At 63.4% G+C, this 15951-nt stretch carries 15 protein-coding genes and 1 pseudogene; 10 read left to right on the top strand and 6 right to left on the bottom strand.

The features are described from left to right. Position 1: 1 nt before the first annotated feature. The 3 genes and pseudogenes from HB777_00280 to HB777_00270 all read right to left on the bottom strand — a co-directional run bounded on the left by HB777_00280 (position 2) and on the right by HB777_00270 (position 3346). Entirely contained in the window at positions 2-907 is a 906-nt protein-coding gene (locus HB777_00280) for a sugar ABC transporter permease (protein QND62491.1), read from the bottom strand. Between the two features lie 67 nt (positions 908-974). Continuing rightward, the gene (locus HB777_00275) at positions 975-2291 is read right to left on the bottom strand and encodes a carbohydrate ABC transporter substrate-binding protein (protein ID QND62490.1); all 1317 of its coding nucleotides are present in this window, start codon (positions 2289-2291) and stop codon (positions 975-977) included. Positions 2292-2649: 358 nt separating this feature from the next. Next, positions 2650-3346 (bottom strand): annotated as a pseudogene (locus HB777_00270) (TetR/AcrR family transcriptional regulator). 83 nt (positions 3347-3429) lie between these two features. On the opposite strand from HB777_00270, the gene HB777_00265 reads away from it, so the two are divergent. From HB777_00265 to HB777_00255, 3 genes are read left to right on the top strand one after another with little or no spacing between them, the layout of a single operon-like run. Then, complete coding sequence (locus HB777_00265; protein QND62489.1) at positions 3430-4626, top strand: UPF0261 family protein; 1197 nt, start codon at positions 3430-3432, stop codon at positions 4624-4626. 12 nt (positions 4627-4638) lie between these two features. Continuing rightward, positions 4639-5502, top strand: a complete 864-nt coding sequence (locus HB777_00260; GenBank protein ID QND62488.1) for a phosphoenolpyruvate hydrolase family protein — start codon at positions 4639-4641, stop codon at positions 5500-5502. A gap of 6 nt (positions 5503-5508) precedes the next feature. Then, positions 5509-5925, top strand: coding sequence for a cupin domain-containing protein (locus HB777_00255; GenBank protein ID QND62487.1), 417 nt, complete (start codon positions 5509-5511; stop codon positions 5923-5925). Positions 5926-6135: 210 nt separating this feature from the next. Here HB777_00255 and HB777_00250 read toward each other — a convergent pair whose 3' ends face one another. Continuing rightward, positions 6136-7326, bottom strand: coding sequence for an aminopeptidase P family protein (locus HB777_00250; protein QND62486.1), 1191 nt, complete (start codon positions 7324-7326; stop codon positions 6136-6138). A gap of 370 nt (positions 7327-7696) precedes the next feature. Here HB777_00250 and HB777_00245 point away from each other — a divergent pair, with 370 nt between their 5' ends. From HB777_00245 to HB777_00220, 6 genes are all read left to right on the top strand, one after another. Then, positions 7697-9307 carry an ABC transporter substrate-binding protein gene (locus HB777_00245; GenBank protein ID QND62485.1) on the top strand — a complete coding sequence of 537 codons (1611 nt, stop codon included), beginning with the start codon at positions 7697-7699 and terminating at the stop codon, positions 9305-9307. 246 nt (positions 9308-9553) lie between these two features. Continuing rightward, positions 9554-10540, top strand: coding sequence for an ABC transporter permease (locus tag HB777_00240; protein ID QND62484.1), 987 nt, complete (start codon positions 9554-9556; stop codon positions 10538-10540). Beyond that, positions 10537-11364 (top strand): ABC transporter permease, encoded by an 828-nt coding sequence (locus HB777_00235; GenBank protein QND62483.1) that lies wholly within the window; start codon positions 10537-10539, stop codon positions 11362-11364. Before HB777_00240 ends, HB777_00235 begins: the two co-directional genes overlap by 4 nt. Continuing rightward, the gene (locus HB777_00230; GenBank protein ID QND62482.1) at positions 11361-12206 is read left to right on the top strand and encodes an ABC transporter ATP-binding protein; all 846 of its coding nucleotides are present in this window, start codon (positions 11361-11363) and stop codon (positions 12204-12206) included. Before HB777_00235 ends, HB777_00230 begins: the two co-directional genes overlap by 4 nt. Further along, positions 12203-12988: an ABC transporter ATP-binding protein gene (locus HB777_00225; protein QND62481.1), complete on the top strand. Its 786-nt coding sequence runs from the start codon at positions 12203-12205 to the stop codon at positions 12986-12988. The genes HB777_00230 and HB777_00225 overlap by 4 nt, the downstream gene beginning before the upstream one ends. Further along, the gene (locus HB777_00220) at positions 12985-13491 is read left to right on the top strand and encodes an L-2-amino-thiazoline-4-carboxylic acid hydrolase (protein ID QND62480.1); all 507 of its coding nucleotides are present in this window, start codon (positions 12985-12987) and stop codon (positions 13489-13491) included. Before HB777_00225 ends, HB777_00220 begins: the two co-directional genes overlap by 4 nt. Positions 13492-13493: 2 nt before the next feature. On the opposite strand, the gene HB777_00215 is transcribed toward HB777_00220, so the two are convergent. Continuing rightward, positions 13494-14276, bottom strand: a complete 783-nt coding sequence (locus HB777_00215) for a DeoR/GlpR transcriptional regulator (protein QND62479.1) — start codon at positions 14274-14276, stop codon at positions 13494-13496. A 228-nt stretch (positions 14277-14504) separates the two neighbouring features. On the opposite strand from HB777_00215, the gene HB777_00210 reads away from it, so the two are divergent. Next, complete coding sequence (locus HB777_00210) at positions 14505-15287, top strand: hypothetical protein (GenBank protein QND62478.1); 783 nt, start codon at positions 14505-14507, stop codon at positions 15285-15287. Positions 15288-15312: 25 nt separating this feature from the next. On the opposite strand, the gene HB777_00205 is transcribed toward HB777_00210, so the two are convergent. Continuing rightward, a complete protein-coding gene (locus tag HB777_00205; GenBank protein ID QND62477.1) occupies positions 15313-15924 on the bottom strand; it encodes an NAD(P)-dependent oxidoreductase in 612 nt (203 codons plus the stop codon). Positions 15925-15951 lie beyond the last annotated feature (27 nt).

The raw sequence follows: 15951 nt of genomic DNA, 5'->3' as shown, positions 1-15951 counted from the left end.
CTCAGCGCTCCTTCACCTTGTTGAGGTATTTGACGTAGATGTTGGTGATGGCCAGCACCATGATCAGCACGATGTAGGCGAGCGCGCAGGAGCGCCCGGTCTGCCATTCCTGGAACGCCATCTTGTAGAGCCGGATCGAGATCAGCTCGGCTGTCGGCTGGCTGGTCAGGATGTAGGCAAGATCGAACGTCTTGAACGCTTCCATGGTACGGAAGATGACGGCGATCATCAGGATCGGCGCCACCAGTGGCAGCGTGATGCGGAAGAAGGTGTAGAACGGCCCGGCCCGATCGATCGCGGCGGCTTCGTAGAGATGCTTGGGCACCGCCGAGAGGCCGGCCAGCGACAGCAACATGACGAAGGGCGACCACATCCAGATGTCGGTGAGCGCGACCGCGTAGAGCGCCATCTTGGGGTCCGCGAGCCACTCGAAATTGCCAAGCCCGAGGAAATAATTGATGACCCCCCATGACGGGTCGTAGAGCAGTTTCCAAAACAGGCCGACAACGGCCATCGAGAGCATCATCGGCAGCAAAAGCAGCGTCGTCAGCAATCCCTTCAAGGGAATGTCACGGTTGAGCAGCATCGCCACACCGAAGCCGACGAACAACTGGCCGGCGACCGAGACGATGACGTATTTGGCGGTGATGGCGAAATTGTTCCACACGAACGGGTCGTTGAGCAGGTCGCGATAGTTCTGCAGCCCGACGAAATTCGCCGGCGCGTTGGTCGACGCTCGAAAATCGGTGAAGGAATAGCCGAGCGAATAGATCAGCGGAAAGATGTTGAAGACGATCAGGAACAGGACCGTCGGAATGATGAAAAGGTTGCGGATCGAGATGTCGCTGAGGCCGCGTGCGGCCGCTCTTGAAGACCTGTCCAGTGTGGTGATCATCGTGGTCGCCAAGACCCTGCTCCCGTTTGCAGAAAAAGAAACGGAGGAGGCACCAACGCCCCCTCCGTGAGACACGATATTATTGACCGCGGCCGTACTTCTTGAAGGTCGCGTTCCAGTCGGCTGCGAGTGCGTCCAGCGTTTCCTTGGCGGTGCCTTCGCCGCCGATCATGTAGGGATAGACGCGCTGGTTGAGCTGCTGCAGCAGTTCGGCATATTCCGGCACCGCCCAGAAATCCTTCACCTTGAACATGGTCTCGTAGAAGGCCTTGTTGTAGGGCGTGGCGTTCTGGAATTCAGGCGACTTCAGCACGGCCGCACTGCAGGTGTAGCCGCCAAGCGCCGCCCACTTCTTCTGGGTCTCGTCCTTGATGAACCATTCCAGGAACTTCGTCGCCTCTTCCTGCTTCTGCGAGTAGGAAACGATGGAGATGCCTTGCCCGCCGAGCGCGGCGAACTGATCGCCGTCCGGGCCGGGAGGATTGGCGAAGAAGCCGGTATTCTTGGCATTCGGATTCGACGCCTCGTTGATCAACGAGGGGAAGAACGCGAAGTAGTTCATGCTCATCGCGGCCAGGTTTTCGGTGATCGCCTGGTTGTCTTCGACGAAGAACGACTTGGCCCAGCCTGGAGGCGTGAACTTGTAGAGCTCCTTGTAGGCGTCGAGTGCCGCGACCGCCTTGTCGGAGTTGATGAAGCCATCGACTTTGTAAGTCGAGTAATCACCAAGTTCGCCGCCATAGGAGAACAGCGCGTTCTCGAAGCCCATCGCCATCGCATCATAGGAATTGTCGGTGTAGATGGCGATGCCGTAGCGCTTCTGATCCGGCCGGTAGAAGAATTCGGCGATGTCGCGCAGCGCCTTGAAATCCTTCGGCACGTCGAGGTCGTAGCCGTACTTGGCCTTGAACGCTTCCTTTTCCTTGGGATCCTCGAACCAGTCCTTGCGATAGGACCAGCCGACGGCGTCGCCTTCAAGCGGGATGGCCCAGTACTTGCTGCTGCCGCCCGGATATTCGGCGTAGTACTTCACCGTCGCCGGCGCCATCACCTCGCCGAGCTTATGCTTGTTGAAGAAGTCGGTGAGGTCGACATAGTGGCCGCCGGTCGAGCCGGCGCCGAGCCATTGCGAGTCGCCGACGACCATATCATAGGCATCGCCATGAGCGTTGAACTCGGTGAAGGCCTTGGTCTGGAAGTCGGACCACGGCGTGGTTTCCACCGTGATCTTGACGCCGGTTTCCTTCTCGTACTCGTTGCCGAGTTCCTGCAGATAGTTGGCCGGATCCCATTCCGCCCAGAAGATGGTGAGTGACTTTTCCTGCGCGTAAACGGACGTTCCGCAGGCAAGCGTTAAGCCGATACCAGCAAGTACGCTGGTCACTAACTTGCGCATAATGATTTCCTCCCTTGTGCGCATTCTACCTTGTCATGCGAGCCGGCAACGGGGCCGGCCCTGGTAGTTCCTCCCGTGATCGCACCTTTCCGGTTTCGAGCCTCCTCGCCCTGCCGGAAAATGGATCGCAGCCCTCACTTTCGATCCGCTTTTCTTCTCTGATCTGGTATTACCAATTCTGCATGCGCGTCAAGCCCTTTCTTGGCAGCTCGACTTGCCCATTGCTATCGGATTTCGGCTTTATCTGCCTGTTTTACCAAGATTTTCCTACTCAGTGATACGCACGGGTGTTGTCCGCTACCCCGCACTGCGGTTAAGATCGGTAGTCGGCATGCAAATCTGGTCGAACCAGATAGGGCTATTTCGTGACCGGCGCCGGATCGATGCTGTCACCGCCGCCGATCGATTCCGCGACCGCCGCACGCACCAGCGCCCCGGCCGCCCATTGCGCGACCGACATCGTCCGGCGACTGTCCAGCCCCCCATATATCCTTGAGCACGATCAGCACCTCGACGCCGAACATCAGCGACAGTGCCTGCGCCAGGCGCTTGAAGTCGCGCGGCGGCAAACGGCCCTTGAGGGGCGCGATCGCCTCTTTCAGCAAGTCGATGCGGTGACCGCGCGTGAAAGCCGGCTCACCACCCAGCGTGCCGGCCTGACGCCGCGCCCATTGATCGAGCGACAGCTTCAGCGCTGCCTTGAACGTGGCTTCGAAGGCTTCGATGCGCGGCATGGCCGTGTCGAACAGTTCTGCGACCCGGCGCTCGGCATCGGCGGAGGTCGATTGCCAGGTGAGGATTGGCCCCAGCCCCTCGTTGACCACCGCTTGCACGAGTGCCGCCTGGCTCGGGAAATAACGATAGGCGGTGGCACGGGAAACCTCGGCCGCCTCGGCGACCTCGCTGACCGACGGCGTGACACCCGCCTGCATCAGCCGCGTTGCCGTCTCCAGCATCAGCCGTTTCGTACGCGCGCGCGGCCCACGTTCCAACACCGGGCCACTTTCCCGTTCAGCGTCGTCGCCTGTCGTGGATTGTTGACGTGAGACATCCATATCAATACGATACGCGCGTCTCAAAAAATTGCAATGGCCTTCGCTTGCCGAACGGCCGGGCAAACAGCCGGCAGGGAAACGCGATGAAGCGCATCTATGTGGTGGGCACTGCCGACACCAAGGGCGAGGAGCTTGCCTTCCTGGCCGATGCGATCACTGCTGCGGGCGCAGCGGTGTGCCGCGTCGATGTCGGAACGCGCGACGCAACCATTCCCGCCGACATAACCGCAAAGGAAATTGCCGGCCATCACCCCGACGGCCGCGGCGCCGTGCTTGATATCGACGACCGCGGCACCGCGGTTGCCGCAATGGGCGTCGCCTTCGCCCGGTTCGTTCAATCGCGCAATGATATCGGCGGGATGATCGGCATTGGCGGCGGCGGCGGCACATCGATCATCACATCGGGCATGCGCACGCTATCGCTCGGCCTGCCCAAGATCATGGTCTCGACGCTCGCCTCCGGCGACACCGCTCCCTACGTCGATATCTCCGACATCATCATGATGCCATCGGTAACCGACATGGCCGGGCTGAACCGGCTTTCCCGCGTCGTGTTGCACAATGCCGCCCAGGCGATTTCTGGCATGGCGGCAAGACCGGCGCCGCCACCCGACGGCAAACCTTCGATCGGGCTCACTATGTTCGGCGTCACCACGCCTTGCGTGACCGCCATCGCCGACCAGCTCCGTTCGACCTATGACTGCATGGTCTTCCACGCCACCGGCACTGGCGGCCGCAGCATGGAGAAGCTGGCCGACAGCGGCCTGCTGTCCGGGATCATCGACATGACCACGACCGAAGTTTGCGACCTGCTGTTCGGCGGCGTGCTGCCGGCGACGGAAGACCGTTTCGGCGCGATCGCTCGCACCAGGCTGCCCTATGTCGGTTCCGTCGGCGCGCTCGACATGGTGAATTTCTGGGCGCCTTCGACCATCCCGGAACACCATCGCGGCCGGCTGTTCTACGAGCACAATCCCAACGTCACGCTGATGCGCACCACGGCGCAGGAATGCTGTGCGATCGGCGAGTGGATCGGCACCAGGCTCGCCCGCTGCGAGGGGCCAGTGCATTTTCTCATCCCGGAAAAGGGCGTCTCTGCGCTCGACATCGAGGGCGGCGCCTTCTTCGACCCCGAAGCCGACGCTGTTCTCTTCGAAGCCATCGAGCGTACGATCAAGCCGAACGGCAAGCGTCGCGTAACGCGCCTTCCGCTGCACATCAACGACCCGGAATTCGCCAAGGCTGCAACAGCGGCCTTCCTCGACATCGCCAGACAGTGAGAGATCCAAAAAATGCCCGCCATACCGCGCATGGACATATTGAAGAAATTCAGGGGAATGATCGACAAGGGTGTGCCGATCGTCGGCGGCGGCGCCGGCACCGGCCTGTCGGCCAAGGCCGAAGAGGCCGGCGGCATCGACCTCATCATCATCTACAATTCCGGCCGCTACCGCATGGCCGGGCGCGGCTCGGCCGCCGGCCTGCTCGCCTATGGCAATGCCAACGAGATCGTCAAGGAGATGGCCTACGAGGTGCTGCCGGTGGTCAAGAAGACGCCGGTGCTGGCCGGCGTCAACGGCACCGATCCCTTCGTCATCATGCCGCTGCTGCTGGCAGAGCTGAAGACAATGGGCTTTTCCGGCGTGCAGAACTTTCCCACCATCGGCCTGTTCGACGGCAGCATGCGGCAGAGTTTCGAGGAGACCGGCATGGGCTTCGGGCTCGAGGTCGACATGATCGCCGAGGCGCACAAGCTAGACCTTCTGACCACACCCTATGTCTTCAACCCGGATGAGGCCCGCGCCATGACCAAGGCCGGCGCCGACATCGTCGTCGCCCATATGGGCGTGACGACAGGCGGCTCGATCGGCGCCACCTCGGCCAAGTCGCTCGACGACTGCGTCGTCGAGATCGATGCCATTGCCAATGCGGCGCGCTCGGTGCGCAAGGACGTCATCCTGCTTTGCCATGGCGGGCCGATCTCGATGCCGGACGATGCCCGCTACATTCTCTCCCATGCCAAGGGCCTGCACGGCTTCTATGGCGCCAGCTCGATGGAACGGCTGCCGGCCGAGGCGGCGATCGCCAAGCAGACCGCCGATTTCAAGGCGGTGACGCTTGGCGGCGAAAAGACCACGAAGAAAACGAAGGGATGATGAGAGATGACCGACAAGAGCAAAATGTTCGTGTACCCAAAGGACGTCAGCGCCTTCGGTTTCGACTGGGGAAAATTGGCGCTGACGGTGGCGCCCGAGGTGAATGGCGCGACGCGCTTTTCCGGCGGCGTCGTCGACCTACCGTCGGGCAAGGGTCACACGCGCCACAACCATCCGGGTGCGGAAGAAATCATCTTCGTCATCTCAGGTCATGGCGAACAGATGGTCGAGGACGAGAAGGGCAATCCGGTGGTCGAGAAGGTCGGCCCCGGCTGCACCATCTATGTGCCGGAAAGCCGCTTTCACTCGACGCTCAACACCGGTGACGGGCCGATGCAGCTTTTCGTCGTCTATTCGCCGGCAGGACCTGAACTGGTCTTGCGAGAATTGCCGGATTTCAGGCTGATCCCGGCGGGGCAGTGATGAACTTATTATAGGGTGGCGCCGCCCCTCATTGTCCTGCCGGACATTTCTCCCCGTATAGTGACGGGGAGAAAGACGCAGTCATCGGCGCTTTCGCCAATTTTCAACGCCGCAAAATAGGTGCCGAGGGCGCGGCTGCCCTCTTCTCCCCGTCACTATACGGGGAGAAGGTGCCGGCAGGCGGATGAGGGGCGGCGCCAGCCTTGGGTCCTATGAAATCCCACCCCTGTTCCAGCCCCTGCCCCGATCACCGAACATCACATAGCCGCTCTCGGTCACCGCAAGCGTGTCCTCCAGCTTGATGAAACCGCGCGTCGGGTGGAGCATGGTTGTCTCCACCGACAGCACCATGTTCTTCTCCAGCGGCTTTGCCGCATAGGTGCCCTCATAGGTCACCGGGTGGTTGGTCATCAGGAACGGCGCTTCATGCGTGATCAGCCCCATGCCGTGGGCGAAAAAATCCGTGTAGGCCGCGACCTTCGAGGCCTTCAGCACGCCCTCGGCGTGCGAAATCATGTCGCCACCCAGCGTGCCCGCCCTGACCTTTGAGAAGGCCGCCTGCTGCACCGTCTCGACCTCGGCCAGCAAATCCTCGAGCTCGGCGTCCGGTTCGCCCAGAATGCCCATGCGGCAGAGGTCGCCGATATAGCCGTGATAATTGCCGCCGGAATCGATCGACAGAACCTCGCCCTTCTTCCACGCCTGTGGTGAGGCGGCGCGGTTGTGGCTGGAGCCCAGCGTCAGCAGACAATATTCAAAATGGATGCCGCGATTGGTTTCCTCGCGCCGCAGCTGTTCGATGATCTCGCTCTTGGTCGTGCCTTCGTGCGCCCAGGCAATGGTTGCCAGCATGGAATCGGTGATCAGTTCGGAAGCCGTGCGCAGCTTCTCCAGCTCGGCATCGGTCTTGATGGCGCGCATGCGCTCCAGCATGTCGGTCGCATCGATCAGTCTGGCATCCGGCAATGCCTTGCGGATCAGCGTATAGGCATCCGAAGGCAGGAAGCCGGGCTCGATGCCGATGCGGGCATTGCCCTTGCCGATCTTCTGCAGGTGCTCGACGGCGAGATTGGCGGCATCGAGCGTGCCCCAGCAGGCGGCGTGCAGCGTCGGCGTCCAGAACGGGTTGTTCTGATGCTCACCGCCCTCCATGCGGTTGCCGATATAGGCGGCATGGTCCGGCCCACCCTTTTCGTACACGACGATCGGCAAATAACGGCTATGGCCGATCGCATCCATGGCGGCAAAGAAGATGAACTTGTAGCCGCCCAGCAGATACTGCGTGTTGTGCTTGGAGGTGGCGAGCAGCACATCGATGCCGGCCTCCTCCATCAGCCGGTCGACCCTTGCCTGGTCGAACGGGATATTGCCGACGGCATTCTTGCCCGGAGCAATGTTCATCTCTCTCTCCCTGAATTGCCTGGGATCGCCGGCTGTTCTGCTCCCGATCCCTTGGCTATGGCTCAAATCTGCACCATTTTGCCCGCTCTGGTCCAGCCAGAAATGGGAAAAACAGCACCGTTCGACGTCACCATATCGTCATCCGTCGCATATCAGATCAATCTGGTCCTACCAGATTGATCGAATTGACCCGCTTCCTCCAAACTGGTCCAGCGGACGAAAATTTCAAAGCCAAGCGAGGATGCGCCAATTCCGTCTCTGGCGAAACCCTCGGCAAGGCTCATAATCGCCACCGCAAGATGCCGGCGGGCTTGCCGGCGTCTGAGGGGTAGCGCACCCGACCGGGTCGCGGAGAGGACGGAGTTCGATCATGTCAGGTTTCACGATTTCCAGACGCACGATGCTTGCCGGCTCGGCGATGCTGCTGGCCTCGACCGCCATGCCGACATCGGGTTGGGCGCAGACGCCGAAGAAGGGCGGCCGGCTGGTGCTGGCCGCCGATTCCGAACCACGCAACCTCAACCCGGCGATCGTCGCCTCCAATGGCGTGTTTTTCATCTCCAGCAAGATCGTTGAAACGCTGGCCGAAGCCTCCTTCGACGGCAAGGACGGGCTCGCGCCACGGCTGGCGCTGAGCTGGGAGGGGGCCGCCGACGGGCTCTCCGTGACGTTCAAACTGCGCGACGGCGTCAAATGGCATGACGGCAAGCCGTTCACCTCGGCCGACGTCGCCTTCTCGGCGCTGCAGATCTGGAAGCCGCTGCAGAATCTCGGCCGCACCGTGTTCAAGGATCTGGCCAGCGTCGACACGCCTGACGATCTCACCGCCGTGTTCAAATTCGCCAAGCCGACCCCATTCCAGCTGATCCGCAACGCGCTGCCGGCGCTGAGCAGCGTGGTGCCGAAGCACATCTACGAGGTGGGCAAGATCGAGGACAACCCGGCCAACAACGCGCCCATCGGCACGGGGCCGTTCAAATTCGGCGAGTACAAGGCCGGGCAATATTACCGGCTGACGAAGAACACGGATTACTGGGGCAAGGACGAGCCCTATCTCGACGAAATCATCTATCAGGTGCTGCCGGATCGCACGTCCGCGGCAAGCGCGCTGGAGGCCGAAGAGATCCAGCTGGCGGCCTTCTCCGCCGTGCCGCTGGCCGACCTCGACCGCATCTCCAAGGTGCCGGGCCTGAAGGTGATCTCCAAGGGCTATGAAGGGCTGACCTATCAGCTCGTCGTCGAGATCAACCATCGCCGCAAGGAACTGGCCGACGTGAAGGTGCGGCAGGCGATCGCACACGCCATCGACAAGGATTTCGTCGTCAAGACGGTGTTCCTCGGCTATGCCGCGACAGCCACCGGTCCGGTGCCGAAGAACGATCCGCAATTCTACACCGCCGACGTGCCGACCTATGCCTTCGACGTCGCCAAGGCCAACGCGCTGCTCGACGAGGCCGGCTACAAGAAAGGCGCCGACGGCAACCGCTTCTCGCTCAAGCTGCTGCCTGCGCCCTACTTCAACGAGACCAAGCAGTTCGGCGACTATCTGCGCCAGGCGCTCGCCGCCATCGGCATCGACGCCCGGCTGGTCAACAACGACTCGGCCGCGCACATCAAGGCGGTCTACACCGACCACGCCTTCGACCTCGCCGTCGGCCCGCCGGTGTTTCGCGGCGATCCGGCGATCTCGACCACCATCCTGGTGCAGAGTGGCATTCCGGACGGCGTGCCGTTCTCCAACCAGGGCGGCTACAAGAACGACGCACTCGATGCGCTCATCGCCAAGGCATCGGAGACGCTCGACACCACTGCCCGCACTGACCTCTACAAGGAGTTCCAGAAGGAGGTAGCCGCCGACCTGCCGCTGATCAACGTCGCCGAATGGAGTTTTATCAGCGTCGCCCGCGACACGGTCGGCAACATCGCCAACAACCCGCGCTGGGCGGTGTCGAACTGGGCGGACACGTATTTGGCAGGTTGAGCCCTTCCGACTTGCAGATCGTCTGTTCGGGTGCTCAGGTTCGATAGTGAGAGTTCCTTCGCGCCCCCCTCTGTCCTGCCGGACATCTCCAGCCTCACCCTCCCCCTTGTGGGGAGGGTCGACGAGTGGTTGCCGCGCAGCGGCAAGCGGTCGGCGGGGTGGGGGTACTCGCGCGAACCTGAAGACCCCCACCCCGCTCCGCTTCGCGGATCGACCCTCCCCACAAAGGGGGAGGGTAAAGCGGCCATGACGCGCGCCCTCACCCTGCTCCGCCGTCGCCTCGTCGGCAGCATCTTCGTGCTGCTGATCGTCGTCGTCGGCACCTTCCTGCTGCTCGAAGCCGCCCCCGGCGATGCGGTCGACGCCTATATCGTCTCGACCGGCGGCGACGCTGGCATGATCGAGCTGTTGCGCCATCGCTGGGGCCTCGACCAGTCGGAGCTGACGCGACTGGCCAACTATCTCTGGGCGCTGCTGCATCTCGATCTCGGCCAGTCGGTGACCTTCTCCCGACCGATCCGCGACGTCATCCTCGAACGCCTGCCCAACACGCTGCTGTTGATGGTCAGCGCCACCGCGCTCTCCTTCGGGCTTGGCTCGGCACTCGGCATCTATGCCGGCGCGCGGCCAGGCAGTTTCCGCGACCGCTTCCTGTCGATCGGCTCGCTGGCGCTCTATGCCGTGCCGGGTTTCTGGCTCGGACTGGTGCTGATCGTCGTCTTTGCCGTCGACCTGCGCTGGCTGCCGATCGGCGGCATTGAGTCTCTGGCATCCGACAAGAGCGGCCTTGATCGCGCAGCCGACATCGCCGTCCATCTCGTCCTGCCTGTTTCGGCCCTCGGCTTCATCTATCTGGCGCTCTATCTGCGCATGATGCGCGCCGGCATGGCCGAGGTCTGGCGCTTGGATTTCGTGCTGGCCGCCCGCGCCAGGGGATTGTCACGCCGCCGCATCGTGCTCGCCCATGTCGCCCGCAACGCACTGCTGCCACTGGTCACCATGCGTGGGCTGCAGTCGGCGCAGATGCTCGGCGGCAGCGTCGTCATCGAGAGCGTCTTTTCCGTGCCCGGCCTCGGCCGGCTGGCGCAGGAAGCGGTGGCCGCGCGGGACACCCCGTTGCTGCTCGGGATTATTCTCACCAGCGCCGTGCTGGTCATTGTCATCAATCTTGCCGTCGACATCGCCTATGCCTTCCTCGATCCGCGCGTCGGCGCTGGCGAGGCCGGCGCATGAGCCCACGCTTTCTGCGCACGCCCGAGGCGGTCGCCGGCGCCATCCTCCTGGCGGCGCTGATCGCCATGGCGCTGTCGGCGACGCTGCTGTTCCCCGGCGATCCGCAAGCCATCGCCGGGCCGGCACTGCTGCCGCCGTTCCAGGACTGGTCGCTGCCGCTCGGCACCGACCGGCTTGGCCGCAACGTGCTGGCCGAGCTTTTTCATGGCGCCCGCACATCGCTGGCCGTCGGGCTCGCCGCCGCGGCGGCGGCGGCGCTTGTCGTCGGCGCCGTGGTCGGCACATTGGCCGGCTTTGCCGGCGGCTTCGTCGACGAGGTGCTGATGCGCATCACCGACGCCTTCCAGACCGTGCCGAGCTTCCTGCTGGCGCTGGCTTTCGTCAGCGTCGTCGGACCGTCGCTCGGCATCGTCGTGATTGCCATCGCGCTCGGCACCTGGACGGGGCCTGCTCGGGTTGCCCGCGCGGAAGTCCTCTCCATTCGCGAACGCGATTATGTGGCCGGAGCCAGGGTCATCGGCATGCACCCGCTGGCGATCGCCTTTCGCGAGGTGCTGCCCAATGCCTTGCCGCCGGTGCTGGCGATGTCGTCGGTGATCGTCGCCGCCGCGATCCTCACCGAAGCGGCGTTGTCTTTCCTCGGCCTGGGAGATCCCAACCGGGTCACCTGGGGCGGCATGATATCAGAAGGCCGCGCTGTCCTGCGCACCGCACCCTTCCTGTCGATCGTCCCGGGCATCGCGCTGGTGCTGACCGTGCTCGGCGTCTATCTCGCCGGTGAAGGCATCGTCGAGACGACGGCGGTCAGGAGAGGCCTGTCGTGACCGCGCTCGCTACGATCCGCTACCTGACGGTGACCTACCGCCGCGACGGCAGCGAGTTGGCGGCGCTGAAGGGTATCAACCTCGACATAGTGGCTGGCGAGCGTCTGGCCGTCATAGGGGAAAGCGGCTCGGGCAAGAGCACTCTGGCGTTGGCGATTGCGGGGTTGTTGCCGGCTTCTTCGAGGATCGATGGGCGGATAGACTGGTTCTTACGTCCGCCGCCAAGGTTGGGCGCCGTAGAGCGCCAACCTTTTCATCTTCGCGATGGAGTGCCCCTCCTCGGCCGTAATATCGGCTTCGTCTTTCAGGATCCGTCCGCCAGCCTCGATCCGGTGATGACCATCGGCAAGCAAATCGCCGAAGTCGCGCGCACGCATCTCGGCCTCACCTGGTCCCAGTCCTATGCCAGGGCCAAAAGCCTGCTCGAGCGCGTCCGCCTGCCGGACCCGGACTCAGCCTTGCGCGCCTTCCCGCATCAGCTCTCCGGCGGCCAGAGGCAGCGTGTGGCGATCGCCGCAGCCATTGCGGCCGGTCCGAAATTGCTGATCGCCGACGAGGCGACCAGCGCGCTCGACACCATCGTGCAGGCTGAGATCGTCGCCTTGATCCGACGGTTGGTGACCGAGGACGGCATGACGCTGCTGTTCATCAGCCACGACATCGCGCTGGCGGCCGAGCTTGCCGAGCGCATCGCCGTTTTCCGTCATGGCCAACTGGTCGAGTTTGGCACCACGGCGCAGATTGTCGATGCGCCAACCCAGCCCTATACGCGCGCATTGCTCGACGCCCATATCGGCCTCGACGCCAAGCCATTGCTGAACCGGGCCGAGCTCCGCGCATGAGGCTGCTCACGGTGTCCAGCCTCACCAAGCGCTACCGTCGCGGCGACAAGACCATCGCTGCCGTAGACGATGTCTCTTTTCACATCGACCCCGGCGAAACGCTGGCGCTGGCCGGACCCTCCGGCAGCGGCAAATCGACGATCGCGCGGCTGGTGCTGCGATTGATCGAGCCGGACGCCGGACGCATCGAATTCGAAGGCGACGATTTCCTGGCCGTGCGCGGCGCAGCGCTGCGAGCACGCCGCGCACGCCTGCAGATGGTGTTCCAGGATCCGTTGGCCGCCTTCAACCCGCGCGCCACGGTGGCGCGTGTGCTCGACGATCCCTTGCGCATCCAAGGCATCGCCTCCCGCTCCGAGCGCCCGCGCCGCATCGCCGCCTTGCTGGAGCGCGTCGGGCTGACGGCGGAGCTCGCGCCGCGCGCGATCCATGAAATCTCCGGTGGCCAGCGGCAGCGCGTCGCCATTGCCCGCGCCGTCGCGACGAAGCCGTCGCTGATCGTGCTCGACGAGGCGGTGTCGGCGCTCGACGTTTCCGTGCGCGGACAGATCCTCGACCTTTTGCTCGACCTGCAACGGCAGGAACGGATCGCCTATCTCTTCATTTCACATGATCTCGGCGTCATCAGGGCGATCGCCCACCGCGTCGTCCTTCTCGATGCCGGGCGGATTGCCGAGAGTGGCGATGCCTGTGCCGTCATCGACGCGCCGCAATCGGCCATCGGCAAGGCGCTGGTGGCGGCCGCACCGAGATTGAACCGGACCACCCAGGACGCATCATGACCGACCCCGAAGCCAGAGCCGAGAAGCTGTCGCGCGAACTCGATTCCGCTTTTCGCAACCGAGCCGATCTATACCGCCTGTTCCTCGACGAACTGACCGGCGAGCTGGGTGCCGAAAAGGCCGAAGCGATCATGATCCGCGCCATCGAACAGCGCGGCAAGGAAGTCGCGGCAGTCGCTTTCGCCAGCTTCGGCGCCAACGACGCCGGCGCGATCGGCGAGGCCTTCCTGGCGGTCAGCCCGGATGGCGGCCTGATGTACCCGACCGATGTCGAACGCAGCGACGACCGCATCGCCTTCAAGGTGAAACGCTGCCCGCTGAAAGATGCCTGGGTCGAGGCCGGCGTTGGGGACGAAAAACTCGCCACGCTCTGCCGCATTGCCGGCGCCTTCGACCGCGGCCTGTTCGAGGCGACCGGCGTGCGTTTCGACAATGTCACCTGGACTCCGGACCATGGCTCCGGCTGCTGTCATATCGCGCTGACAAACCGGGATGCCGGATAGGCTCAGCCGCCGCCAAAGATGTGAAGTTCCGTTCCAGCCGCTTCGATGACGGCGCGCAGCGCCGGCTGCGGCTCGCGATCGGTGACGATGTCGGAAAGCTCGCCGATGCCGCACACGCGCTCGAGGCTGTTGCGGCCGAACTTGTCGTTGGTCACCACCAGCGCTGTCGACAGCGTTCGCGAGATCATCGCCCGCTTGACCGCCGCTGCTCCCGAGATCATGTCGCTGGGCCCATCCGCGGACAGGCTCGAGGCGCCGATGATGGCAATATCGGCATTGTAGCGCCTGATGAATTCGACCGTATCCTCGCCGAACACGCTGGCTTCGCGGCTGTCATAGGTGCCGGGGCACAGGACAACCCGGAAAGTCGGATTGGCGCCGGCTACCGAGGCCACGCCGATGGAGTTGGTGATGACGGTCAGGTCGCGCCTCAGCTGCGAGAGATTGCGCGCCACCTCGTAGGTTGTCGAGCCGCCGTCGATCATCACGATCTGGCCTTTCTTGACCAGCCCGGCCGCGCCACGCCCGATCCGGGTACGCTCCTCGACCATGGTCTGGCTACGCTCGGCAATCACCGGCTCGGATGTCACCAGCGAGATCGTCGCACCACCATAGGTTCGGTTGAGCAGCCCCGCGTCGCCAAGCTCGATGAGGTCGCGACGGATCGTCTCGCCGGCGACGCCCAGGCGTATGGCGAGCCTGGAGATACGGATCGAGGCCGACCGGCGCACTTCCGACAGGATGAGCTCATGCCGCTCCTTCTTCGACAGCCGGCTATGCTCCATGATCAATCCTCCGCGAGTCGAGGACATTAGAGCAATTCCAGGAAAAGTGTGAAGCGGTTTTCCGTCCGGAATTGTGCCAAAACAAAGAGTTAGAGCGATATGGGCACCGGTGGGGAAGGAGGGGGCCAAACCCGATATGGGCTGACAAGCGTGTTCATGGCTGGTTTGATGAAGCCTTGGCGAATCGGAAGCCTTGTCGAATCGAAAGACGGCCGTCAGGAGAGCCCAATGCATGTCGTGACATTGTTGAAAGCGAACATGTTCGATGTCGAGATCGGCGGCAAGCCCGCTTCGATCGCCGAGGCCTTGCCGGACTGGAACCCGCATGACCGTTTCGGCCTGGTGATCGACGACGCGCTTGGCGGCATCGGCGCGACCCATCTGCTGCAGATCGCCATCACCTCGTTCTACGACGTCAAGCCAAGCCGCCGCACCGAATTGACGGTCTATCCGGAAATCTATGCCTTCCGCATCGGCAAGGGCTATGGCGCGCATGCGCCCTATGATTTCTGGCCGGCCCGGCGCGAGGTCATCACCTCGCGCGATCACCGCGAGGTACTCGACGCCATCAACGATCGCGGCATCACCCGGCTTGCTGTCCCCGATCGCCAGCCGCGAGACGTCGTACACCGTCCGAAGGAAGTCGACGCGGCGCTCGACCGGATTGTCTCGGCATTCGTCTACAGCCCGTCGGGCCGGGTGTCGGATCCCGACCTCGTCATTTCGGGCAACGACAGGCGAACTGAATACAACCCCAACAGCGCCTTGCGGCCTCGCTATACCGACTACCGCCCGGCTTCGGTTTCGACAGCGGCCAAGCCGGTCAAGGAGGTCGATCCGTCCTACCAGGAATGGCTCCGCAAGCGAGAACACGACCTGACCGGCGAGGAACGCGCCTTTGTCGAACGCCGCCGCGAGGCGCTGAGACAGGACGGGCTCGTCACCGAGACCTACCGGCGTGCCGGCGTTCGCGAAGCGCTGATGCGGCTGGCGTCGGCCGGCCTCGATTGAGGCTAGGCCGCCGCCGCCCGTTCGATCAATAGCCGACGGTGAAGCGCTGCCTGATGTGGGCCGGCTTCTCGATCTCGTCGACCATGACGATGGCGTAGTCCTCGAAGGAAATGCTGCTGCCCTTGTCCGAGGCGAGAAGCGTGTCCTTGCCGAGGCGGAATTTGCCGGTGCGCTCGCCCGGCACGAACATGGCGGATGGCGACAGGAACGTCCAATCGAGGTCGTCGACCGTCTTCAATCTGTCCAGGAAGTCGGCGCCCTTCTGGGCCTCGGCCTTGTAGATCGCCGGAAATTCAGGGGTGTCGACCAGCCGCTTGCCGGGTGCGACTTCGAGACTGCCGGCGCCGCCGACGACGAGATAGCGCTTCACGCCGGAGGCGCGCACCGCGGCGATCAGCGTATCGGCATCGCTGTCCAGAAAATGCACCGCGCTGATCACAACATCATGGCCGCGGATCAGGCCGGCCAGACCCTTCTCGTCGAACAGATCGCCCTTCCTGGCCGTCACGCCGGGAAGCGCGGCGATCTTTTCCGGGTTGCGCGCGATGCCGGTGACGGTATGGCCGCGATCGGAGAGTTCCCTGAGAAGGCGCGAACCGACAGCACCCGATGCACCAATGAGAGCGACTTTTGCCATGTCTGTTTCCTTGTTCCTTGTTGGAGG

This window comes from Mesorhizobium loti (genome assembly GCA_014189435.1).
Classification (GTDB): Bacteria; Pseudomonadota; Alphaproteobacteria; order Rhizobiales; family Rhizobiaceae; genus Mesorhizobium; species Mesorhizobium loti_G.
This window is presented reverse-complemented; position numbering and strand designations above follow the sequence as displayed.